The sequence below is a fragment of the Microbacterium sp. 11MF genome (genome assembly GCF_000383475.1).
GTDB classification, from domain to species: Bacteria; Actinomycetota; Actinomycetes; order Actinomycetales; family Microbacteriaceae; genus Microbacterium; species Microbacterium aquilitoris.
In genome coordinates, this window is the sequence record NZ_KB911460.1 from 87,910 (window position 1) to 109,642 (window position 21,733).

23 protein-coding genes are annotated in these 21,733 nt (G+C 70.4%); 15 read left to right on the plus strand and 8 right to left on the minus strand.

Features of this window, described 5'->3' with window-relative positions; translation table 11 throughout:
* Positions 1–99: 99 nt before the first annotated feature.
* The 11 genes from H286_RS0107410 to H286_RS0107460 are packed head-to-tail and all read left to right on the plus strand — an operon-like array spanning position 100 to position 9,923.
* A complete protein-coding gene (locus H286_RS0107410; RefSeq protein WP_018187857.1) occupies positions 100–1,386 on the plus strand; it encodes an adenylosuccinate synthase in 1,287 nt (428 codons plus the stop codon).
* 3 nt (positions 1,387–1,389) lie between these two features.
* A complete protein-coding gene (locus H286_RS0107415) occupies positions 1,390–2,511 on the plus strand; it encodes a lactonase family protein (RefSeq protein WP_020097633.1) in 1,122 nt (373 codons plus the stop codon).
* Between the two features lie 37 nt (positions 2,512–2,548).
* A complete protein-coding gene (locus H286_RS0107420; RefSeq protein WP_231370912.1) occupies positions 2,549–3,358 on the plus strand; it encodes a hypothetical protein in 810 nt (269 codons plus the stop codon).
* A complete protein-coding gene (locus H286_RS0107425) occupies positions 3,355–4,116 on the plus strand; it encodes a hypothetical protein (protein ID WP_020097635.1) in 762 nt (253 codons plus the stop codon). The genes H286_RS0107420 and H286_RS0107425 overlap by 4 nt, the downstream gene beginning before the upstream one ends.
* A 23-nt stretch (positions 4,117–4,139) precedes the next feature.
* The gene (locus tag H286_RS0107430) at positions 4,140–5,759 is read left to right on the plus strand and encodes an AAA family ATPase (protein ID WP_020097636.1); all 1,620 of its coding nucleotides are present in this window, start codon (positions 4,140–4,142) and stop codon (positions 5,757–5,759) included.
* A gap of 32 nt (positions 5,760–5,791) precedes the next feature.
* Positions 5,792–5,998: a DUF2997 domain-containing protein gene (locus H286_RS0107435; RefSeq protein WP_020097637.1), complete on the plus strand. Its 207-nt coding sequence runs from the start codon at positions 5,792–5,794 to the stop codon at positions 5,996–5,998.
* Positions 5,995–6,732 carry a 4Fe-4S single cluster domain-containing protein gene (locus tag H286_RS0107440; protein ID WP_020097638.1) on the plus strand — a complete coding sequence of 246 codons (738 nt, stop codon included), beginning with the start codon at positions 5,995–5,997 and terminating at the stop codon, positions 6,730–6,732. The genes H286_RS0107435 and H286_RS0107440 overlap by 4 nt, the downstream gene beginning before the upstream one ends.
* Complete coding sequence (locus H286_RS0107445; RefSeq protein WP_020097639.1) at positions 6,729–7,235, plus strand: hypothetical protein; 507 nt, start codon at positions 6,729–6,731, stop codon at positions 7,233–7,235. Before H286_RS0107440 ends, H286_RS0107445 begins: the two co-directional genes overlap by 4 nt.
* On the plus strand, positions 7,232–7,996 hold the full coding sequence (locus H286_RS0107450; RefSeq protein ID WP_020097640.1) for a ComEA family DNA-binding protein: 765 nt from the start codon (positions 7,232–7,234) through the stop codon (positions 7,994–7,996). Before H286_RS0107445 ends, H286_RS0107450 begins: the two co-directional genes overlap by 4 nt.
* Before the next feature lie 53 nt (positions 7,997–8,049).
* Positions 8,050–9,591, plus strand: coding sequence for an alpha-L-fucosidase (locus H286_RS0107455; protein ID WP_020097641.1), 1,542 nt, complete (start codon positions 8,050–8,052; stop codon positions 9,589–9,591).
* A 41-nt stretch (positions 9,592–9,632) separates the two neighbouring features.
* Positions 9,633–9,923, plus strand: coding sequence for a chorismate mutase (locus tag H286_RS0107460; RefSeq protein WP_020097642.1), 291 nt, complete (start codon positions 9,633–9,635; stop codon positions 9,921–9,923).
* Positions 9,924–10,017: 94 nt separating this feature from the next.
* On the opposite strand, the gene H286_RS0107465 is transcribed toward H286_RS0107460, so the two are convergent.
* From H286_RS0107465 to H286_RS0107485, 5 genes are all read right to left on the minus strand, one after another.
* A complete protein-coding gene (locus H286_RS0107465) occupies positions 10,018–11,919 on the minus strand; it encodes an alpha-amylase family protein (protein ID WP_020097643.1) in 1,902 nt (633 codons plus the stop codon).
* 96 nt (positions 11,920–12,015) lie between these two features.
* Complete coding sequence (locus tag H286_RS0107470; RefSeq protein ID WP_020097644.1) at positions 12,016–12,714, minus strand: hypothetical protein; 699 nt, start codon at positions 12,712–12,714, stop codon at positions 12,016–12,018.
* A complete protein-coding gene (locus H286_RS0107475; protein WP_020097645.1) occupies positions 12,711–13,607 on the minus strand; it encodes an ABC transporter ATP-binding protein in 897 nt (298 codons plus the stop codon). The genes H286_RS0107470 and H286_RS0107475 overlap by 4 nt, the downstream gene beginning before the upstream one ends.
* The gene (locus H286_RS0107480) at positions 13,604–13,981 is read right to left on the minus strand and encodes a GntR family transcriptional regulator (RefSeq protein WP_018187871.1); all 378 of its coding nucleotides are present in this window, start codon (positions 13,979–13,981) and stop codon (positions 13,604–13,606) included. The genes H286_RS0107475 and H286_RS0107480 overlap by 4 nt, the downstream gene beginning before the upstream one ends.
* A gap of 142 nt (positions 13,982–14,123) precedes the next feature.
* Positions 14,124–15,290: a MalY/PatB family protein gene (locus H286_RS0107485; protein WP_020097646.1), complete on the minus strand. Its 1,167-nt coding sequence runs from the start codon at positions 15,288–15,290 to the stop codon at positions 14,124–14,126.
* A gap of 380 nt (positions 15,291–15,670) precedes the next feature.
* Between H286_RS0107485 and H286_RS0107490 the strand changes: the two genes are divergently transcribed.
* Genes H286_RS0107490 through H286_RS0107500 form a run of 3 tightly spaced genes read left to right on the plus strand, consistent with a single transcriptional unit; the run spans position 15,671 to position 18,867 of the window.
* A complete protein-coding gene (locus tag H286_RS0107490; protein ID WP_020097647.1) occupies positions 15,671–16,969 on the plus strand; it encodes a quaternary amine ABC transporter ATP-binding protein in 1,299 nt (432 codons plus the stop codon).
* On the plus strand, positions 16,969–17,895 hold the full coding sequence (locus tag H286_RS0107495; protein ID WP_020097648.1) for an ABC transporter permease: 927 nt from the start codon (positions 16,969–16,971) through the stop codon (positions 17,893–17,895). The genes H286_RS0107490 and H286_RS0107495 overlap by 1 nt, the downstream gene beginning before the upstream one ends.
* Positions 17,896–17,946: 51 nt before the next feature.
* On the plus strand, positions 17,947–18,867 hold the full coding sequence (locus H286_RS0107500; protein WP_020097649.1) for a glycine betaine ABC transporter substrate-binding protein: 921 nt from the start codon (positions 17,947–17,949) through the stop codon (positions 18,865–18,867).
* A gap of 13 nt (positions 18,868–18,880) precedes the next feature.
* Here H286_RS0107500 and H286_RS0107505 read toward each other — a convergent pair whose 3' ends face one another.
* Together H286_RS0107505 and H286_RS0107510 are read right to left on the minus strand one after the other, a co-directional pair.
* Positions 18,881–19,633 carry a hypothetical protein gene (locus H286_RS0107505; protein ID WP_018187876.1) on the minus strand — a complete coding sequence of 251 codons (753 nt, stop codon included), beginning with the start codon at positions 19,631–19,633 and terminating at the stop codon, positions 18,881–18,883.
* A gap of 10 nt (positions 19,634–19,643) precedes the next feature.
* The gene (locus H286_RS0107510; RefSeq protein ID WP_020097650.1) at positions 19,644–20,510 is read right to left on the minus strand and encodes a hypothetical protein; all 867 of its coding nucleotides are present in this window, start codon (positions 20,508–20,510) and stop codon (positions 19,644–19,646) included.
* Positions 20,511–20,593: 83 nt separating this feature from the next.
* On the opposite strand from H286_RS0107510, the gene H286_RS0107515 reads away from it, so the two are divergent.
* Positions 20,594–20,992, plus strand: coding sequence for a DUF4259 domain-containing protein (locus tag H286_RS0107515; protein ID WP_028497435.1), 399 nt, complete (start codon positions 20,594–20,596; stop codon positions 20,990–20,992).
* A gap of 6 nt (positions 20,993–20,998) precedes the next feature.
* Here the strand turns inward: H286_RS0107515 and H286_RS0107520 are convergent, their stop codons facing one another.
* The gene (locus H286_RS0107520; protein WP_018187879.1) at positions 20,999–21,730 is read right to left on the minus strand and encodes a YqjF family protein; all 732 of its coding nucleotides are present in this window, start codon (positions 21,728–21,730) and stop codon (positions 20,999–21,001) included.
* Positions 21,731–21,733 lie beyond the last annotated feature (3 nt).

Consider the following 21,733-nt stretch of genomic DNA (forward strand, 5'->3'; position numbering starts at 1 on the left):
CCATACTCTGACAGACAGAGTATCCGCCACCCTCCGTCGGCTCCCGACACCCGGCCCGATAGGATGGGGTGTAACCGTCCGATAAACGGGGGAGAGCCCATGCCAGGCATCGTGATCGTCGGAGTTCAATGGGGAGACGAGGGCAAGGGCAAAGCCACCGACCTCCTGGGTGAGCGCACCGACTGGGTCGTCAAGTTCAACGGCGGCAACAACGCCGGCCACACCGTGGTGATCGGCGACGAGAAGTACGCCCTGCACCTGCTGCCCAGCGGCATCCTGTCGCCCGGCGTCAACGCCGTCATCGGCAACGGCGTCGTCATCGACCTCGAGGTGCTCTTCGCCGAGCTCGGCGCCCTGCAGGCCCGCGGCCTCGACGTCTCGCGGCTCAAGGTCAGCGCGAGTGCGCACATCATCACGCAGTACCACCGCACCCTCGACAAGGTGACCGAGCGATTCCTCGGCAAGAAGATGATCGGCACGACCGGTCGCGGCATCGGCCCGACCTACGCCGACAAGATCAACCGCACCGGCATCCGCGTGCAGGACCTCTTCGACGAGAACATCCTGCGCCAGAAGGTCGAAGGCGCGCTCGATCAGAAGAACCACCTGCTGGTGAAGGTCTTCAACCGTCGCGCCATCACGGTCGACGAGGTCGTCGAGGATCTGCTCTCGTACGCCGAGCGCCTGCGCCCGATGGTCGCCGACACCGGGCTGATGCTCAGCAAGGCGCTGGATGCCGGTGACGTCGTCGTCTTCGAGGGCGGCCAGGCCACGATGCTCGACATCGATCACGGCACGTACCCGTTCGTCACGTCGTCGTCCGCCACGGCCGGCGGCGCCTCGACCGGCTCGGGTGTCGGTCCGAACCGCCTCGACCGCATCGTCGGCATCGTGAAGGCGTACACGACCCGTGTCGGCTCCGGTCCCTTCCCGACCGAGCTCTTCGACGAGAACGGCGACTTCCTGCGCTCACGCGGCTTCGAGTTCGGCACGACGACCGGCCGTCCGCGCCGCGTCGGCTGGTACGACGCCCCGATCACGCGGTACGCGACGCGGATCAACGGCATCACCGACCTCGTGCTCACCAAGCTCGACATCCTCACCGGGCTGAAGGAGATCCCCGTCTGCGTCGCCTACGACGTCGACGGCGAGCGGTTCGACGAGGTGCCGGTCAACCAGACCGACTTCCACCACGCGACGCCGATCCTCGAGAACTTCCCCGGCTGGGACGAGGACATCTCGACGGCCCGCACCTTCGAGGACCTGCCGCAGACCGCGCAGGACTACGTGCTCGCGCTCGAGAAGATGAGCGGCACGCGCATCTCGGTGATCGGCGTCGGCGCCGCGCGCGACGCGGTCATCGTGCGCCACGACCTGCTCGACTGACCCGTGCGGTTCCTGCTCGGCGGGTACTCCGCCGACATGGGCGGGTCGGCGACGGGCATCGGACTGCTGGATGCCGGTGGCCCCGACTCCCCGCTCGCGAGCGGTCCGCTCGGGGTGGGCCCTGACGTCGTCGCGGCGGACTCGCCGTCGTGGATCGCGCGGCATCCGTCCCTCGACGTCGTGTACGCGGCGCTCGAGGGCCGGGGCACCGTGCGCGCCTACCGGCGCACGGGTGACACCGCCTACGCTCCGCTCGGTGCCGAGGTCGCCGTCGGCGAGAGTCCCTGCCACGTCCTCGCGCTCGAGGACGCGCTGATCGTCTCCTGCTACGGCGACGGCGGTGTCGTCCGGGTTGCGCTGGCGGCCGACGGGCGACCCGGCGCCGCGCGACGGTGGACGGATGCCGCCGCGGGCGACCCGGCATCCGATCTCGCCGCGGCGGCTCGGGCCCTGCGTGCAGCCGTCGGCGCGGAGTACGCGAACGTCGTGCCCTACGCCGACGAGACCGAGCCCGAGCCCGACGCTGCACCCGACTCGTCGGCGCGACCCTCGCACGCGCACCAGGCGGCATCCCTCCCCGGCGGACTGGTCGCGACGACCGACACCGGCCTCGACCTCGTGCGCTTCTGGCGCGGCGGCCGCGAGATACAGCGCCTCGACCTGCCGGCAGGGACGGGGCCTCGGCACCTGCGCCCGCACCCGAGCGGGCACCTCTACGTCGTGACCGAGCACTCCGGCGAGGTCTTCGCCCTGGCCCCCGACGCATCCGGATCCTGGCGGCTCGTCGGCGGCGCGCAGCTCGGCGCCTACCCGGGGGATGCCGGGGCCGAGCTCGCGATGTCGCGGGACGGCGTGTTCCTCTATGCGGGGCTGCGCGGGAGCGACACCATCGCGACCGTCCGGGTGCGCGGCGGCGGCGAGATGCTGCAGCCCGTCGCGCTCGCCGAGTGCGGCACAGTCTGGCCCCGCCACCACGTCGTCGCCCGTGACACCGTGCTGGTCGCGGGTCAGCGTGCCGACGAGATCGTCTCGCTCGCGATCGACGAGCGGACGGGTGTCCCGGGCCGCGTGCGGCACCGGACAATAGCACCGGCACCGACGGCCCTCCTAGCCTTTCCGGCGTGATCCGGCGGCCCGGTAACGTGTCGGCTCGGAGGGGTTCATGAGCGCGGGCGGACGGACGAGGGCGGGCAGGTCCGTGGGCCCGAACCTCGACGGCTTCACCGTGCTCGTCTCGACCCTCGGCCTCGTGGTCGCCGCCATCATCGGTCTCGCGTACGCGGATGCCGGCGATTTCGAGCTCGATCGGATCGGGGCCGGCGGGGGTGGCGGCGGCTACGCCCTCTCGCCCTGGACGAACCCCGATCCCGTCGTCGCGGACGAGAGCGACGTCGACACGTACCGCGGCCCGGACGGCGCCGTCATCCGGCTTACGGGTCTCGACGTCGACACCCCGATCGTCCTCACCCCCGCGGAAGACACCCGCGTCAGCGCCGTCTGGGTCACGGGTGCCGACGGCCGCATCGTCACGGAGGGCGAGGGTGGTGAGCCGCCCCGTTTCTCGACGCTGTGGGACGGTCAGATCGTCATCCTCGTCGAGCAGCCCGACGTCGAACTGTGGATCGACGGCTCCGGCGACGAGCCGTGGGAGGCGTCGCTGCGCTTCGACCGGGGACTGCGGGCCGACGACGTCCTCTCGAGTTCGCAGACCCTCATGTTCACCCACGACGGCGGCGCGACGACGGCGCGCGTGAGCGCACGCGGCGGTGACAACCTCTCGATCCAGGCCGTGACCGCCCACGGCAGCGAACGACCGCTCACCGAGGATTCGCCGTTCGACCGGTCGATCGCCTGGCGCGACGCGCCGCTCGTCCTCTTCTACATCGAGTCCTGGCACGACACGGCCTGGCGGATCGAGTTCCCGACCGACGCCGGATCCACGCCGACCCCGACCCCGGAGGGGACGCCATGACGACCGCGGATGCCCGGATCCGGCGCTTCTCGACGATCACGTTCCTCGCGGGGTCGGTCGTCGCGGTCGTCCTGGCGTTCATCGTCGTGCCGTTCGTGGGCATCAACCCCGCCACGGGGGAGTTGCTGCTCGACGATCCGAACGAGTACGAGTACCGCCCGTGGGCGGACCCCGCCGCGCAGGAGGTCGGTCGCGACGGCGACACGCTGATCGGGGCCGCGGGCACCCGCTATCTGGACATCCCCGCGGGGGACGACGTCTGGGTCATCGGCCCGCTCACCGAGGGTCAGCAGGACTACCTCAGCATCCATCAGCAGATCGACGCCGACGCGAGTACCGCCGACGATCGTCCGGCCTACATCGGCCTCGTGAGCGGGTCGCGGTCGCTCACGTTCGTGGCCGGCGACCACGCGAGCCGTCTCTGGTTCGCCCCTCGGCTGACGGACTGGCGTGCGACGGTCACCCGCGAGACTCCCACGCCCGTGGACGGCGCGACGGTGTCGGGCGAGGGATCTGCCCTCCTCGTCTACGACGGCGAGGCCCTCAGCGCGCGGTTCGTCTACGCGGGCGACGGTTTCTTCGGCGTCGAGGCCGTCTACCCCGGCGAGGCCGCCCTCGACGTCGTGCAGGGGTTTGACGCCGTCGACACGAGATCGTCCTGGCCGCCGAGCGACCGGGTCGTCCTCCGCGTCGACTCCGACGAGGGATCGGGGAAGTGGACGATCCGCTTCGACGAACCGGCATCCGACTCACCATGACCACCACACGAAAAGGAACCGACGTGACCTTCGACGCCACGCTGGATGCGGCCTTCAAGGCCCGCCTGCCCCTGCTGTACCTCGAGACGGCCGAGGAGGTCCGGGCGGTGGCCGCGATCACGGATGCCGCGCACGCCCAGCGCAACCGTCGCCGCGTCTGGACGTGGACGTCGGCGCTCGGGCTCATCGACCCCGACGGCAAGAGCGTCTCGAACACGACGAACCCCGCGCGGGCGTTGCAGCACGCGGCGGGGGTGACCGACCCGAGCGTCTTCATCTTCTGCGACCTGCACGCCTACTTCGGCGGCGAGCACCGGCAGGGCGACCCTGCGATCGTGCGGACGGTGCGCGAGACCGCACTCGAGTTCCGCCACGGCGACGTGTCGCGGACGCTCGTCGTCACGGCGCCGGTGCGGGTGATCCCGCCCGAGCTCGACGAGCTGACCCACCTGTTCGACTTCCCGTTGCCGACCGCCGCGGAGATCCGCGATCTCCTCGACACGATGATCGAGAACAACGCGGGTGACATCCGTGTCGACGCCGACGACGCAGCGCGGGAATCGCTCGTCCAGGCCGCGCTCGGCCTCACGATGGCCGAAGCCGAGAACGCCTTCGCGCAGGCGATGGTGAACGACGGCAAGCTGACGGGCGACGACATCCGCGTCGTACTGCACGAGAAGCGCCAGGTGGTGCGCAAGTCCGGCGTGCTCGAGTTCGTCACGGGCGACCTCGACCTCGACGATGTCGGCGGCCTCAACAACCTGAAGCGCTGGCTCGAGCGTCGCAACGGGTCGTGGCTGCCGAGCGCACACGAGTACGGGCTGCCCTCGCCGAAGGGCGTGCTGATCACGGGCGTCCCCGGCTGCGGCAAGTCGATGACCGCGAAGGCGACGGCGGCCTCGTGGGGGCTGCCGCTGCTGCGGCTCGACATCGGCCGGATCTTCTCGGGCCTCGTCGGCTCGAGCGAGCAGAACCTGCGGACGGCCATCGCGACCGCCGAGGCGGTGGCCCCCTGCATCCTGTGGGTCGACGAGATCGAGAAGGGCTTCTCGAACACCACGGGGCAGGGAGATTCGGGCACGACGGCGCGCGTGTTCGGCACGTTCCTGACCTGGATGCAGGAGAAGAAGCACCCCGTCTTCGTCGTCGCGACCGCGAACAACATCGACGCCCTACCGCCCGAGTTCATGCGCAAGGGGCGCTTCGATGAGATCTTCTTCGTCGACCTGCCCACGACCGTCGAGCGCGAGGTCATCTGGTCGCTGCAGCTCGCCGCGCACGCCACCCCGGCCAACGGGCTCGACGCGATCGCGAAGGATGAGGCGGCCGTCGCCGCCCTCGTCGCCGCGACCGAGAACCACTCGGGCGCCGAGATCGAGCAGGCCGTGGTCGCCGCCCTGTACGAGGGCTTCAGCGGCCGGAAGACGATCACCACCGATGTCGTCACCCGTGTCGTCGAGACGATGATCCCTCTCGCGGTCACGCAGGCCGAGGAGGTCCAGCGCATCCGCGCCTGGGCCGCCCAGCGCGCCGTCGGTGCGACCGGGACCGAAGACCTCGACGCCCACGACGTCACCGCGAACGGCACGGAGACCCACGGGGCCCTGTCGTCGCGTCGCGGCGGTCGTACCGTGGACTACTGACCGGTCGAGACACGCAGGAACGGGAGTCGGACATGAAGAAGCTCGTGGTGCAGTTGCGCTCCGACGGGTCGGTCGCGGCCGAGACCTTCGGGATGACGGGGGCCGAGTGCCTCGATTACATCGAGCAGCTCGAGGCGCTGCTCGATGCGGAGGCGACGTCGTCGCAGTTCACCGAGGACTACACGCGCGTCGCGTCGGCGGCATCCGATTCCCTCGTGCAGGAGGAACGGGACCGGTGATCGTCACCCAGTCGCTCGGCGTCGGCGGGGAGGGCAGCCTCCTCGGGACGACGCCGCCCCCGCGGGGCGGTGCAGCGCTGCAGTGGTCGCGTTTCGTGCCGGCCACCGCGGCCGAGGGCCCGGGGCTGCGGGCGGCGGTGTGGGTGCAGGGGTGTTCGGTCCGCTGCCCCGGATGCTTCAACCCGCACATGTGGGCCGAACGGGGGGCGCTGCTCGATGACCCCGCCGATCTCGCGTCGCGGTGGGTCGAGGACGCACGGGCCGCCGGCGCCGAGGGTGTGACACTCCTCGGCGGCGAGCCGTTCGATCAGGCCGACGCGCTCGCCACGGTCGCCGAGGCGTTCCGCGATGCGGGACTCGGCGTCATGGCGTTCTCGGGGTACACGCTGGACCGTCTGCAGGCCTGGGCCGCGGAGCGCGACGGCGTCGCGCGCCTGCTCGCCGCGACCGACCTGCTGTGCGACGGACCGTACCTCGCCGACCTCCCCGACACGCGTCGGCCGTGGATTGGGTCGCAGAACCAGTCGATCCGCGCCCTCACGCCCCGGTACGCCGCGGAGGTCGACCGCATCGCGCGCGACGGCGGCCGGGACGCCCTCGAAGTGCGCATCTCCGCCGACGGCGCCGTCGCCGTCAACGGGTGGGCGACGGATGCCGCGCTCGCCGACCTGCTGGACGATCTGGGCGTGCGCGGTGACCGCGTGGCATCCATCAGAAAGGGAACCTCCCGATGAGCATCTCGCTGATCCTCCTCCCCGCCGCCCTCGCCGCCGCCGCGGCCGTCGGCGGTACGGGCGCCCTTGGCGCGATCGCCCTGAACTCGCGGGCGACGTCCGGCCCCCGCGGCGAGTCGGAGGCCGTCCCGATCGCCGTGCAGACCCGGATGAAGGACCCCGACCTGCTCGCGGCCGCGCTCGCCGACCTGGGCGGGGCGGATGCCGTGCTCGTCGACGGGGTGCTGACGGCGACGATCGACGGCGTCGAGATCGTCATGTCGCGGACCGACGACGGGGTCTGGGGCGCCCACCTGTCGCGGCTCGACGGCCACGAGGTGACCGAGGCCGAGGCGACCGCCCTCATGACGCGAGTGGATGCCGCCTACGCGCGTCACGTGCAGCGTGCGGTCGCCGAGCGCATCCGCTCCCGCGCCGATCAGGCGGGGTTCGAGCTCGTCTCCGAGACGCGCGACGAGGATGACACCGTCACGATGGTGCTGAACGTGCGGGACTACGCGTGAGCACTCCCGCCCGAGACAGCGCGGTGCCGAGTTGGGGCTGGCTGCTCGGCGTCAGTTCGTGGCTCCTCCTCGTCTTCTTCGGGCCGGGCTCGGCGTGGATCGGCTTCCTCATCGTGGGGCTGGTCTCTCGTCGACGTGCCGCGTTCGTGGCGACCGCCGTGAGCGGGCTGTTGTACATCTCCGTGATCACCGAGCTCTGGGGCGGGCTGACCAGCATGGTCAACGCGGTCGCCCACCTCGGGGGCATCGTCTTCGCACTCATCCTGAACCCCGGGTGGCTGCGGTCGCGGTGGGAGGCCCGCACGTCGCGGGGAGCGGCGCGGACGTCGACCCACGGCTCGCGCGGACGGCGATCCACCCAGCGGTCCACGAAGCGCCCCACGACCGCGGCATCCTCCGGCTCGGCCCGATCTGCGGCCTCGACCCGCTCCGCGGCTCCGACGCGCTCGACCGAGGCGACGCGCCTGGCCGCCTCCGTCGGCGCGTCGTCCGCCGACCTGCTGCAGACGGCGGAGCCGGCCGAACCCGTCGACGTGCAGAACGCGACGGCGGACGAACTGGCCGAGCTGCCGGGCCTCACCCGCACCAAGGCACGCCGCGCCGTGCGGACGCGCGGCAAGAACGGCGGATTCACCTCGCTCGAGGACTTCGGCGAGGCCGCCGGCTTGCAGCCGCACGAGATCGTCCGACTGCGATCGGTGGCGACCTGCTCGCCCCGGCCCCGCGGCGAACGCCGGTTCGGCCGACGGGTGGATCTCTGACCGACGCTTTTCCAACGTTGCAATTCGGTCGCGCGGGGTCCAGGATCGGGGGCATGGCCGACTCCCCTCTCGAGCCCCTCGACCCGGCATCCCTCCCCCCTCGGGTCGACGTCCGCGACAGTTCGGCGGCGATCGCCGCGGTGCAGGACGTCATAGACGACGGCCCGTACGACGCGACGTGGGAATCGCTGCGGGCGTACGAACCGCCGCTCTGGTACCGCGATGCGAAGTTCGGGATCTTCATCCACTGGGGCATCCCGTCGGTCCCCGCCCAGGGCGAGTGGTACTCGCGCACGATGTACCTCGAAGCCGATCGCGCGTTCGAGCACCACCGCGTCACCTACGGGTCGCACGATCAGTTCGGGTATAAGGACTTCATCCCCTCGTTCACGATGGACCGCTTCGACCCGGCCGAGTGGGCCGAGGTGTTCCGCCGCGCGGGTGCCCAGTTCGTCGTGCCCGTCGCCGAGCACCACGACGGGTTCGCGATGTACGACACCGACCGGTCGCGGTGGAGCGCGGCCAAGATGGGGCCTCGACGCGACGTGTTCGGCGACCTCATGACGGCCGTCGACGACGCGTGGATGGTGCGCGGGGCCTCCTCGCACCGTGCCGAGCACTGGTTCTTCCAGAACGGCGGGATGCGGTTCGACTCCGACGTCCGCGATGCGCGCTTCTTCGACCTGTACGGCCCCGCCCAGCGCGAGGAGACCGCGCCGAACGAGCTCTTCCTCGAGGATTGGCTGCTGCGCACCGTCGAGATCATCGACAAATACCGGCCGCAGGTGCTGTGGTTCGACTGGTGGCTCGAGCAGCCCGCCTTCGAGCCCTACATCCGCGTGCTCGCGGCGTACTACTACAACCGTGCGGCCGAGTGGGGCCGCGGCGTCGTCATCAACTACAAGTGGACGGCGTTCGCCGAGGGGAGCGCGGTCTACGACATCGAACGCGGGGCGATGCCCGGCATCCGTCCCGACGTGTGGCAGAACGACAGCTCGGTCGGCAAGACGTCGTGGGGCTGGATCGAGGACCACGACTACAAGAGCGTCGACGACCTGATCGGCGAACTCGTCGACGTCGTCGCGAAGAACGGCAACCTGCTGCTGAACATCGGGCCGAAGGCCGACGGCACGATCGCCCCGGCCGAGCGTGAGATGCTCGAGGGGATCGGCGACTGGCTCACCGTCAACGGCGAGGCGATCTTCGGGACCCGGCCCTGGCTCATCCCCGGCGAGGGACCCACCGAGGTCGTCGCGGGGTCGATGATCGACGACGCGTTCGCGCCGTACACGTCCGAGGACGTCCGCTTCACGACCCGCACGGACGTCACCGGCGACTACGTCTACGCGACGGTGCTCCGCTGGCCCGAGGACGGCGTCGCGTCGATCCGCTCGTGGGGACGCTCGAGCGGTCTGCTCGGACGCCGCATCGCGGAGCTCACGGTGCTCGGCGCGGGCTCGGCCGAATGGACCCAGGATGCCGACGCCCTCCGCGTCACGCTGCCCGAGACACCGCCGTCCGCCGTCGGGGTCGTCGTGAAGCTCTGGCTCGAGCCCGTGCACGAGCCGGCGCGCAAGGACTTCCTGCACGGCTGAGTCTCATCATCGACCGCGGTACTCTCGTCGCCGGAGGAATCATGACCGACCCGAACGTCCAGCTGCAGACCCTGCGATCCAGCATCGACAACATCGACGCCGCCCTCGTGTTCATGCTCGCCGAGCGATTCCGCTGCACGAAGCAGGTCGGCGTCCTCAAGGCGGAGCACGGGATGCCGCCATCCGACCCCTCCCGCGAGGAGCAGCAGACCGCGCGCCTGCGACGCCTCGCCGAAGAGGCGGACCTCGATCCCGAGTTCGCCGAGAAGTGGTTCAACTTCGTCGTCGCGGAGGTCATCCGACACCACACCGAGGCCGCCGAAGAGCGCTGACGGACGGGTCCTCGACGCGACCCGTCAGCGGATGCAACAGTTCGGCGGCGACACGCCGATCAGGCGAGGGATGCCGCGGCGCGCCGCGCGGAATCTATTGCATCCGCTGACGCTGTACCCGCAGCCAGCGGACGCCGTGCGGCGCGAGCTCGAGGCCGTCGGTCAGATCCACGGCGGCATCCGTGACGACGTCGATCGCTGTCGCCTCGAACCCCGAGAGCGTCTCTCGGCCGACCGTCACCGCGTCGTCCCCCACGTTCGCGAGCACGAGCACGACGCCGGCGCCGACGCGTTGGAACCCGACCACCGACGGATGCAGCGTGTGGAACGGCGTCAGTGGATTGCCCGCGAACTCGGGCGTCCGCCGGCGGGCCGCGATGAGCGCGGCGAGCCGGGCGTGGATGCGCCCCGCGACCGTGGCGGTGTCGTGCCGCGCGGCGAACGCCGCGGCATCCGCTGCCGGACGGTGCACCCAGCGGCTGTCGCCGACGTGCGCGGGGTCGTCGAGGTACGAGTGATCGTTGAGCTGCCCGAGCTCGTCACCGAGATAGAGCAGAGGGATGCCGCCGGTCGACAGCGCGAGCGCATGCGCCAGGATGACGCGGTCCTCGCCGCCCGGGTCGCCCGCCTCAACGCCGGCGAGGGACGCCGTGGTCCCCGCGACGCGGGCGTCGCCCGTCTTCGGGTTCTCCTGGAACGGCACGCCGCGCGAGAACGTGCCCTCGAAGCGCCCCACGTAGAAGTCGTTGAGGAACCGGCGGTGCGAGTAACCGTCGATGCCGAGGGTCGCGGCATCCTCATCGGCGAAGGTCCAGCCGATGTCGTCGTGGCTGCGGACGTAGTTCACCCACGCGGTGCCCGCGGGCAGGGCGTGGCGTTCGTCGAGCGCCTTCTGCAGGAGGCGTCCGTCGCGGGTCGCCAGCGCCTCCCAGCCGAGCGCCATCTGCAACGGGTTGTAGGAGAGCTGGCACTCGTCGGGCGAGATGTAGGTGATGACCTCGTCCGGGTGCACGATGGCCTCGGATTTGAAGAGCACCGACGGGGCACCGAGGGCGAGGACCTGGTTGAACGCCTGCAGCAGCAGGTGCGCCTCGGGAAGCGATTCGCAGGTGGTGCCGAGCCGCTTCCAGATGAACGCGACGGCGTCCATGCGGAGCACCTCGACGCCCTGGTTCGCGAGGAACAGCATCTCGCCCGCCATGGCGCGGAAGACCGCCGGGTTCGCATAGTTGAGGTCCCACTGGAAGTGGTAAAACGTCGCCCAGATCCAGCGGCCGTCGGGCAGCTGCACGAACGCGCCGGGGTGGTCGTCGGGGAAGATCTCGCGGACCGTCTGCTCGTAGAGATCGGGCATCGTGCGGTCGGGGAAGATCAGGTAGAAGTCCTCGTACCCGGGGACGCCGGCGATCGCCTTCTGCGCCCACTCGTGCTCGTTGCTCGTGTGGTTGAAGATGAAGTCCACGACGAGCGAGATCCCCGCCTCGCGCAGCTCCGCCGACAGGGCGGCGAGGTCTGCCATCGTGCCGAGGCGGTCGTCGACCGCGCGGTAGCTCGACACCGCGTAGCCGCCGTCGTTGTTGCCCTCGGGGGAGTCGAACAGCGGCATCAGGTGCAGGTAGGTGAGACCCAGCTCCTGGAAGTACGGGATGCGATCCCGGATGCCGCGGAGGGACCCCGCGTAGCGGTCGACGTAGCAGACGCCGCCGAGCATCTTCTCCGACAGGAACCAGTCCGGGTCGGCGAGGCGTCGCCGGTCGAGGGCCTTGAGATCGGCGGGGCGGTCGCGCCAGCTCGCGGCGGCGGCGGCGATGACGTCGGCGAGGGCCTCCTGGCCGTCCTCGCGCTCGCCGTAGAGCTGCAGGAACAGGCCGTGCAGGACGGGGAACACGTCGTCGAGGCGAGCCTCGAACTCCGGATCGGGTCGGCCTGAGGCAGCGGATGCGGCGGCGACGGCGGCATCCCTGTCATTCTGCGTACCCGGTGTCAGACGTGCCATCGTGCTCCCCACCGCCCTGTCGAGTGGATCGAATCGTATCGCGGCCGGGGACCGCGCCAGGCGATCCCCGGCCGCGGCCGTCGGAGGGTGTCGTCCTCAGGCGATGGCTCGTCGGAGCGTCCCGTACGAGACGGCCGACAGCGCGGCGATGACGAGGACGAGTGCACCCGTCAGAGCGATCGGGGTCAGCGAGCCGAACCAGGCGAACACCGGTCCCCAGGCATCCATCCGTCCGACGACCCAGAGGCCGCCGACGAGGATCAGCCCGAGTCCGATCAGCAGGACGGTGAGGATGAGGTTGCCCCAGCGCTTGTAGACGGTCGCGAAGAAGAAGCCGACGACGAAGAACAGCATCGCGACGACGGCGAAGAACAGTCCCGCCACGAGCGGCCCCTGCGACCAGATCCAGGTGAGGCGGAACATGTAGGCGTTCATGCCCCACCCGCGCGTGGCCTGCTCGATGAGTCCGCCGATGACGAAGATCACCGCGAGACCGACGGACGTCAGCGAGGCGGTCAGGAGCGTGCCGAGGTAGAACTCGCGCCGCGTCACGCTCATGGCCTGCGAGAACGGGAAGCTCAGGGTCAGCGCCTGGACGCCGACGGCCAGGAAGTACCACAGCGGAGCCTGCGCTCCGCCGCCGAACATCGTCGTGGTGTCGATGGCGCTCGTCGAGAGCATGCCGAAGATGAGGAGACTGATGGCGAGCGTGCCGCCCAGCACGATCAGCGGCACCCAGATGAAGGTGGCGCGGTTGACGAGCTGCATGCGCACGACGTTGAGGGTGCGGTTCATCGGAGTGCTCCTTCGTCGGTGTGGACGGCGTTCTGCGTCTGCCGCACGATGAGCTGCTGCAGCGAGACCGGCAGGATGTCGAGGCCCGCCAGCGAGAGCTCGGTGCGGTCCTCGGCGCTCAGCGCGCCGAGGAGGGTGGCGCTCGTGGTGCGTCCGAGGCTCTCGCGGTGGATGACCTCGCGACCCGCGACGAACTCCTCGACCACGGAGGTCTCGCCGACGATCGTCGACGCGCGTCCCCGGATGGACTCGGTGTCCTCGTCCATGATGATGCGGCCGGCGTCGATGACGAGGACCTTCTCGAGGAGGTTGGCGACCTCGTCGATCAAGTGGCTGGAGAGGATGATCGTGCGCGGGTGCTCGGCGTAGTCCTCGAGGAGGCGGTCGTAGAAGATCTGGCGGGCGACGGCATCCAACCCCAGGTACGGCTCGTCGAAGAAGGTGACCTCGGCGCGGGCGGCGATGCCGATGATGACGCCGACGGCCGAGAGCTGGCCGCGCGAGAGCTTCTTGATGCGCGTCTTCATCGGCAGGCGGAACTCGCGGATCAGCCGGTCGGCGACCCCCTGGTCCCAATTCGGGTAGAACAGCCGGGCGATGCGGAAGGCGTGCGTCGGCGTCGCGTCGTCGGGGTACTTCTGGCTCTCTCGGACGAAGCACATCCGGCTGAGGACGGCGGCGTTCTCGTAGGGAGCCTCGCCGAAGACGCGGACATCGCCCGCGGTGGCGAAGTTCTGCGCCGTGAGGATCGACATCACGGTCGTCTTGCCGGCGCCGTTGCGGCCGAGGAGGCCGTAGATGGCGTCGCGCTCGATCGTGAACGAGATGTCGTCCACGGCGGTGGTGTCGCGGTAACGCTTGGTGAGGTTCTTCACGTCGATGACGGCGGTCATCGTGACGTTCCTTTCGTGGTCGTGGCGCGCTCGGTCAGCAGGCGCGCGAGGTCGTCGGGTCCGAGGCCGAGCTTGTGTGCCTCGGCGATCAGAGGATCGAGATAGCGGTCGGCGAAGGCCGATCGCCGTTCGGTGAGGAGCAGCTCGCGAGCGCCGTCGGCGACGAACATGCCGATGCCGCGGCGCTTCACGAGGACGCCTTTGTCGGTGAGCATCGCGATTCCCTTCGCCGCGGTGGCCGGATTGATGCGGTGGAAGGCCGCCAGCTCATTCGTCGACGGAGCCTGCTCCTGCTCGGACAGGCTGCCGTCGATGATCGAGTCCTCGACGCTCTCGGCGATCTGCAGGAAGAGCGGGCGTCCTTCGTCGACCATTCCGACTCCGCGTTCTCGTTCGTTGGTTAGTTACATGAGTAGGTAACCACCGAACCCCAACGGTGTCAACAGCCGGATACGACGAATCCCGCGACCCCTGAGGGATGCCGCGGGATTCGTCGTCAGTGAGGTCAGCTTCGGATCAGCCCCGGACGGCGGCGCCGACCCGGCGCACGATCTGTTCCAGGATCGGTCGCGGCGTCGCGAAGATCAGCCGGGTGAAACCCGTGCCGGCGACGCCGCACATCGACCCCTCGGTCAGCGTCACGCCGGCTTCGCGGGTGAGGAACTCGGCGGGGTGATCGCCGAGCCCGACCGCGCGGAGGTCGATCCACCCGACGTACGTCCCCTCGGGCTTCGGCATCCATGCGTCGGGGATCTCCTCGGCGACAAGGTCGAGCAGGGTGTCGCGGTTGTGCTGGAGGTAGGGCACGAGGTCGGCGAGCCAGGGGTCGCCTTCGCGGTAAGCCGTCGCGTTCGCGATCGCGCCCAGGTTGCTCGTGCCGTGGCCGGCGAAGGGGCCGAGCCGTTCCCAGGTCGCGCGGTCCGTGTCGCTCGTGAGGACGAGCTGGGCGCACTTGAGCCCGGGCAGGTTCCACGCTTTGGACGCGCTCATCGCGGTGATCGTGTGCTGGGCGGCGGCGGGCGAGACCGTGGCGTAGGGCACGTGGGTCGATCCGCTGTAGACGAGGGGCGCCCAGATCTCGTCGGAGAAGACGCGCCCGCCGTTGCGTTCCACAACCTCCGAGATCGCGATCAGCTCGTCCCGCGAGAACACGCGGCCGACGGGGTTGTAGGGGTTGCAGAGCAGCAGGAGGTTCCCGCCGTCGTCGAAGGCGCGCTGCAGGGCATCGAGATCGAACTCGTACCGCCCGTCGCGGACGGCGAGCGGCACCTCGATGACGTCGCGTCCGCGCATCGGGGGCACGAAGAGGAACGGCATGTACGACGGCGTGGGCACGATGATCTTCGAGCCCGGCGCGGAGCAGTGCTCCATGGCCAGCTCGAGTCCCATGATCACGTCGGGAACCGGCTGGACGTCGGATGCCGCGACCTGCCAGCCGTATCGCCTCGCCAAGAACTCTGCGGTCGCCTCGGACAGATCGGCGCTGATCCCCCGGGGCATGTACCCGAAGGACCCGGCGTCGACCGCGCGGTGGAGAGCCGCCGTGATCGCGGGATCGATCCCGAAGTCCATCTCGGCGACGAAGGCACCCAGTGACCCGTCGTCGGCCGACCACTTCGTGGCGCCCGTCGACCTCAGGTGGTCGATCGTCGTGGCGTCGATGCGTCGGGCGAAATCGCTCATGCGTGGTGCTCCTCATTCCGGGTGGACTCCCTCCACTCTGCACCCCCGCGGGCGTGGACGGGTTGCTCTCGCGGCGGGTGCGCGCGCGTGATATCCGCGCTTCGGGAGGAGGTCAAGGGGGTGGCTCGATTTGATCCACGTCAACCGACTTCGTTACCGTCGAACGTGGGCCTCGTGCCCTCGACGACCAGTCCGCGGCCGTTCGAGCCGGCGCCTCAGGGCGTGGTGACGAGCGGACGTATGGTCGGCGGTCTGGGCGATGGACCCGATGTTCGTCGCCGAAGCTCTGCACTCGAGTGAGGTTTCGCTCGTGCGGATGCCGGTGATCGCCACCCGGGCGCTACCGATGCGGACGCGTGCGCGCCCGCCGAGGGAAGCACGTGACAACTGCCGCTGTCGAAGCGAAGAATCTGTTCAAAGTCTTCGGACGCAATCCCGGCCAGGCGGTCAAGCGCCTGAAGGCCGGGGAACCCCGAGACCAGGTCCGCGATGCCGGGACCGCCGCCGTCATCGACGCGAGCTTCCGCGTCGAGCGGGGCGAGATCTTCGTGATCATGGGCCTGTCGGGCTCGGGGAAGTCCACCATCATCCGCATGCTCAACGGGCTGCACGACGCGACCGGCGGAGAGGTGCTCGTGCACGGCGAGCCGATCACCGGCATCCCGGCCGCGAAGCTCCGCGGCATCCGTCGTGAGCGCATCGCCATGGTGTTCCAGCACTTCGCGCTGCTGCCGCACCGCACGGTGGCGGCGAACGTCGCCTACCCGCTCGAACTGCAGGGCGTCGGCAAGGCGGAGCGGCTCGCGAAGGCCGAGGAGATCCTCGGGCTCGTCGGCCTCGACGGCTGGGGCGACAAGCTGCCGTCGGCCCTGTCGGGAGGTATGCAGCAGCGCGTCGGCATCGCCCGTGCGCTCGCCGCCGACACCGACATCCTGCTCATGGACGAGGCGTTCAGCGCGCTCGACCCGCTCATCCGTCGCGAGATGCAGGAGCAGCTGCTCGAGCTGCAGCACAAGCTGCAGAAGACGATCATCTTCATCACGCACGACCTCAACGAGGCGATGTTCCTCGGCGACCGGATCGCGGTCATGCGCGACGGCCGCATCGTGCAGATCGGCACGCCGGAGGACATCCTCACCGACCCCGCCAACGACTACGTCGAGCAGTTCGTGCAGGACGTCGACCGCGCTCGCGTCCTCACCGCCGCGAACGTCATGGAGCGTCCCGGGTCGGTCTCGGTGACGGATGCCGCCGGCCCCCGCCGCGCCCTGCGCACCATGCGCGACGCCCGCATGGCCGCCGTCTACGTGACGGACCGCAGCCGCAAGCTCATCGGCATGGTGAGCGACCGCGACGCGCTCAAGCTGGTCCGCCGCGGCGAGAGCTCGCTGGCCTCCGCGCTCCGGCCGGTGCCGCAGGCCGTCGGCCAGGACGACGTCCTCATGGACCTCTTCGTCCCCGCTGCCGAGTCGCCGCTGCCGCTCGCGGTGACGGATGCCGAGGGTCGCCTCGTCGGCGTCATCCCGCGCATCACGCTGCTCACCGCGCTCGGCCCGTCGACGACCGAGACGACGGAGATCCCCGTGATCCTCGACCCGGTGCCCGGCTCCGTGATCGATGAGGCACTGGCCGGCGGCGCGGTCGACGGACCGGCCACCGAGAAGGAGGAGGTGCGCTGATGGGTGGTTTCCGCATCCCTATCGGTGAGTGGGCCGAAGCAGGCGTGGCGTGGATCCGCGACACGCTCGGCTGGCTGCTGTCCGGTGTCTCGGCCGTCGTCGGCTGGTTCGTCGACGCGCTCGCGAACGGTCTCCTGTCGTTGCCCATCGTCACCGTGATCGTGATCTTCGCGGCGCTCGCCTGGGTGCTCCGTTCGTGGCGCTTCGCGATCGGCACGGTCGTCGGCTTCGTCCTCATCCTCGGGGTCGGTCAGTGGGTGACCTCGATGCAGACGCTCGCGCTCGTCCTGGTCGCGGCGATCATCGCCGTCGTCATCGCCGTGCCCCTCGGCATCGCCGCGGCCCGCAACGACACGTTCAGTGCGATCCTCCGCCCCGTGCTCGACCTCATGCAGAGCATGCCGGCTTTCGTCTACCTGATCCCCGCCATCGTGTTCTTCAGCATCGGCGTCGTGCCCGGTGTCGTCGCGACCGTCATCTTCGCGCTGCCCCCGGGCGTGCGTCTGACCGAGCTCGGCGTCCGCGGCGTCGACAGCGAGACGGTCGAGGCCGGCCACGCGTTCGGCGCCACCCCGGGCCAGATCCTCCGCGGCGTGCAGCTGCCGCTCGCGATGCCGAGCATCATGGCCGGCGTCAACCAGCTGATCATGCTGGCCCTGTCGATGGCGGTCATCGCCGGTATCGCCGGCGCCGACGGCCTCGGCAAGGAGATCGTCCAGGCCATGTCGACCGTCGACATCGCCAAGGGCGTCGAGGCCGGGCTCAGCGTCGTCATCCTCGCCGTCTACCTCGACCGCCTGACGGGAGCCCTCGGCGCTCTGAAGACGCAGCGCGGCTCGCTGCTCGGTGCGATCGCGCGTCGTCGCGCGCCGAAGGACGCTCGCGTCTCGACCCCGACTCCCGCCCCGGAGCCCGTGGGCGTCTGACCCACCTGACCTGCTCGATACGGAACCAGCAATCACATACGGAAGGCACACATGAACAAGCGACACCTGACCGGCATCCTCGCGATCGGCGCTGCGGCATCCCTCGCCCTCGCCGGCTGCGCGACCGGCAACGACGTCGAGAACGGCGGCGGATCCAACGGGGGCGGCGAGGGCGACCTCGGTACCATCACGCTCGGCTACCTGCCGTCGTGGACCGACGGCCTCAGCACCGCGTACCTGCTCCAGGACCAGCTCGAGAAGGTCGGCTACACGGTCAAGATGCAGGAGCTCACCGAGGCGGGACCGCTCTACGCCGGTCTCGCGCAGGGCGACGTCGACATCTACCCCTCGGCCTGGCCCGAGCTGACCCACAAGTCCTACATGGACCAGTACAAGGACCAGATCGAGGACCTCGGTGCGTACTACGAGGGCGCGAAGCTGACCATCGCGGTGCCCGACTACGTCGACATCGACTCGATCGACGAGCTGAAGGCGAACGCGAGCCGCTTCGGCGGCAAGATCTACGGCATCGAGCCCGGGGCTGGTCTGACGAAGCAGACGCAGGAGTCGATGCTGCCCGAGTACGGGCTGGAGGACACCTACCAGCTCGTCACGTCGTCGACGGCGGCGATGCTCACCGAGCTCGACAGCGCCGAGGCCGCGCAGCGCGACATCGTCGTGACGTCGTGGCGTCCGTTCTGGGCCAACGACAAGTACAACCTGAAGGACCTCGAGGACCCGAAGGGAGCGATGGGCGAGGCTGAGGCCCTGCACTTCCTCGCGACCGACGGCTTCAAGGAGGAGAACCCCGAGGCGGCGAAGCTCATCGCCGGCATCAAGCTGGACGACGAGGAGTACGCGAGCCTCGAGGACACCGTCGTCAACAAGTACGGCGAAGGCAAGTACGCCGACGCCATCGACGAGTGGCTGACGAAGAACCCCGACGCCTACGACACGATCGTCACCGACTGATCGGTCCGTGAGGTCACGGGGATCCGGCTTCGGCCGGGTCCCCGTTGTCGTTCGGGCGCTCGGTCAGCGGCTGGGCCACCTTCTTCTCGAGCACCTCGACCGCCTCGTCCGAGAGGGCGATGAGCCCGTCGATCTCCTCGCGGACGCGCTGGTAGGCGAGGTGGCGTTCCGCCGGCGTCGCGGCGTCGTCGGTGGCGACGGCGAGCATGCGGGATGCCGTCGCGAGCCGTTTGCGCTCGGCGTCCGTCAGTCCCGAGTCACGGGTGCGACGCGCTTCGCGCTCGGCGAGGTCGAAGGCGACCTCGAAGTCGGTGACGGCCCGGCGGTACTCGGCGACCTGCTCGGCCGTGGGCTTCGAGCCGTCGGCGGGGCGGGCGCGGTCGGCGATCTTCTTGGCGCGGAGGAACCCGGCGGTGAGGGGGTCGCGCCCGTTGCTCATCGACGGGAACGCGATGAGCTTGGCGACGTCGAGCTCGTAGTCGAGCCAGCGGTGCGTGACCTCGTCGTGGACGGCGCGCAGGTCGTCGGCCTGGTCCGCGACGGACTGCGAGGGGGCGTCGATCTCGGCGGCGGAGGCCGACCCGATGCCGCGCTTGGCCGCCGCACGCGCCGCCGTGAGTTCGGCCTTCGCCTTCATGATCTCGAGGCGCTGCTTGTGTCGGCGCTTCGACGACGCGGCGAACGATCCGCTCGCCGCGGAGGCGAGCCCGAACAGCGGGAACACGAGCCACCAGTAGTGGCCCGCGAATTGCCAGAAATCGGTCACTCGCTACACCTTACGGGCGGTGCTGGTCGCGGTCGCGACCGTCCCGCCGTGAGCGGTAGGCGTCCAGAGCGGATGCCGCGCCCTCCGCGGCGCGCGAGATCCCGTCCACCGAGCGGGCGATCGCCTCGGTCGCGACGATCGTCCAGCGTGCAGCGGTCGAGTGGTCCGCGGGGGCGTCGTCGGGTCGGTGTCCGGCGAGGCGCCAGGCCTCCTGCTCCGCAGCGGCGAACGCGCGCCCGGTGTCGTCGACGGCAGCCCGGTAGGTCGAGAACTGCTCGGGCGTCAGGGTGGCGGTGGCGGATGCCGGGCGGTGCTCGCGGGCGATGCCCTCGAGGCGCAGGAACTCGGCCGTGGCGGGGACGCGCACGTCGCTGAGCGCGGGGAAAGCGAGGCGGCGGGCGGCATCCGTCTCGTACTCCATCCAGCGTGCGGCGATCGCGTCGTGCGCGGCCATGAGACGCGCGAGGGGGAGGTGCTTCGGGTCGGTGCCGCGGGCGGGGACGGCGGCGCGCTCCGCGCCGACGCGGGCGCGAGCGACGCGGATGGTCGCGGTCGCCGCGGCTTTGGCGCGCTGCGCCGTCTCGAGTGCGCGCCGCGCGGTGCGGACGTCGTCGGGGTGGGCGCGGCCGACGGCGCGTTCGGCCTCGGCGCGGGTGAGTTCCGCCTGCGCGACGCGCGCTGCGGCGCGCGCGCTGACCGCGTCGGATCGGGCCTGCTGCAGCTCATGCTGGGCCGCCGTGAGCCCGAGGCGGCGGGCGCGGGTGGTCCGGCCGCGGCGGACGCCGACGAACCCGACCGCGCCGGCACCTGCGGCGGCGGGTGCGACCCACCAGAACTCCGCCAGCGCGGCTCCGACCCCCACGATCCAGAGCTGCATGCCGCCATGCTAGCCGCGACGGATGGTCGCGTTCCCAGGGATCGGACGTCGGGATGTCGCTCGGGCTCGCTACGCTCTGCCGCATGGGCACATGGAGCGAGGAACCGTTCGGCAACGACACCGCAGCGGACTGGGCGTGGGAACTCGACGAAGCGGACTCGTGGGCTTTCGTCACCGACGTCCTGCAGGGCTACGCGGCGGGTGATGAAGAGGACACGGACCGCGACGCCATCGCCGTCGCGGCGGCCGCCGTGGTCGCACACGGTTCCGGTCTTCCGCTCTCGGAGGAGGAGGACGCCGAGTCGGTCGAGGGCTTCCTCGCGCGGGTCGGCGCGCCGCCGGCATCCGTCGTGGCACTGGCGCGCGCCGCCCTCGACAAGGTCGGCGGCGACTCCGAGCTCGCCGAACTCTGGGATGAGTCCGACGAGATCGACGACTGGCGGGCGACCCTCACCCGGCTGCGGGACGCGCTCCCCGCCTGACGCCCGTCAGCGCACGCGGCGTGCGCTCGAGAAGCGGGTGATGACGCCGGGATGCCGGGCGGGCATCGCGAGCACGGAATCGGGCGCGCGGTCGGCGAGGCCCGGGAAACCGGCATCCGCGAGCAGGCCGTCGTCGAGACGCTCGACCTCGGCGCGCACCAGCGGCCACGGCTCGTGCTCGTTCGCGGCCCAGATCGTGCGGCCGAGGTGTCGCTCGTGGAAGCCCCAGCGTGCCGTGAGGAAGCGGCTCAGATCGTCGTCGACGACCTCGGTCCCCGGGACGACGCGGATGCGGGTGCGCGTCCGGTCGCCGAACCCCGGATGCCGCCGCGAGGCGTACTCGAGCGCGTCGCCGTCCGTTCGCATCGCGGCCTTCGCCCAGCGGTACGGCAGGCCGAAGACGGCACGCGCGCCGAGGACCGGCAGGAGGTGCTCGGCCTCGAGGGTCTGGAAGACGACGCCGCGGCGGCCGTCGGCATCCTTCGCGTAGGTGCGGACGTTGATCTCGACGAACCGGCCGACGAAGGGGACCGGGCGCAGCGGCAGGAAGCGGAACTCACTGAGGACGAACGGAATCAGCCCGACCCACGCCGACCCGTCGAAGAGGTCGGGTTCGGTTCCGGGCGGCAGGTGGGGTTCGACCCGTGCCGGATCGACCCGCCAGTGCAGGAAGCAGGCGCCGCTCCAGCGCTGCTGCAGCACCGCGCGACCCGGCAGGGCAGGCGCGGTGGCGTCCATGGT

Bases quoted from the DNA above. Each gene is read 5' to 3' on its own strand.
- H286_RS0107420 (WP_231370912.1), top strand. From the start codon at position 2,549: ATGAGCGCGGGCGGACGGACGAGGGCGGGCAGGTCCGTGGGCCCGAAC.
- H286_RS0107515 (WP_028497435.1), top strand. From the start codon at position 20,594: ATGGGCACATGGAGCGAGGAACCGTTCGGCAACGACACCGCAGCGGAC.
- H286_RS0107465 (WP_020097643.1), bottom strand. From the start codon at position 11,919: ATGGCACGTCTGACACCGGGTACGCAGAATGACAGGGATGCCGCCGTC.
- H286_RS0107470 (WP_020097644.1), bottom strand. From the start codon at position 12,714: ATGAACCGCACCCTCAACGTCGTGCGCATGCAGCTCGTCAACCGCGCC.
- H286_RS0107460 (WP_020097642.1), top strand. From the start codon at position 9,633: ATGACCGACCCGAACGTCCAGCTGCAGACCCTGCGATCCAGCATCGAC.
- H286_RS0107495 (WP_020097648.1), top strand. From the start codon at position 16,969: ATGGGTGGTTTCCGCATCCCTATCGGTGAGTGGGCCGAAGCAGGCGTG.
- H286_RS0107520 (WP_018187879.1), bottom strand. From the start codon at position 21,730: ATGGACGCCACCGCGCCTGCCCTGCCGGGTCGCGCGGTGCTGCAGCAG.
- H286_RS0107480 (WP_018187871.1), bottom strand. From the start codon at position 13,981: ATGGTCGACGAAGGACGCCCGCTCTTCCTGCAGATCGCCGAGAGCGTC.
- H286_RS0107445 (WP_020097639.1), top strand. From the start codon at position 6,729: ATGAGCATCTCGCTGATCCTCCTCCCCGCCGCCCTCGCCGCCGCCGCG.
- H286_RS0107475 (WP_020097645.1), bottom strand. From the start codon at position 13,607: ATGACCGCCGTCATCGACGTGAAGAACCTCACCAAGCGTTACCGCGAC.
- H286_RS0107500 (WP_020097649.1), top strand. From the start codon at position 17,947: ATGAACAAGCGACACCTGACCGGCATCCTCGCGATCGGCGCTGCGGCA.
- H286_RS0107510 (WP_020097650.1), bottom strand. From the start codon at position 20,510: ATGCAGCTCTGGATCGTGGGGGTCGGAGCCGCGCTGGCGGAGTTCTGG.
- H286_RS0107410 (WP_018187857.1), top strand. From the start codon at position 100: ATGCCAGGCATCGTGATCGTCGGAGTTCAATGGGGAGACGAGGGCAAG.
- H286_RS0107485 (WP_020097646.1), bottom strand. From the start codon at position 15,290: ATGAGCGATTTCGCCCGACGCATCGACGCCACGACGATCGACCACCTG.
- H286_RS0107435 (WP_020097637.1), top strand. From the start codon at position 5,792: ATGAAGAAGCTCGTGGTGCAGTTGCGCTCCGACGGGTCGGTCGCGGCC.
- H286_RS0107455 (WP_020097641.1), top strand. From the start codon at position 8,050: ATGGCCGACTCCCCTCTCGAGCCCCTCGACCCGGCATCCCTCCCCCCT.
- H286_RS0107425 (WP_020097635.1), top strand. From the start codon at position 3,355: ATGACGACCGCGGATGCCCGGATCCGGCGCTTCTCGACGATCACGTTC.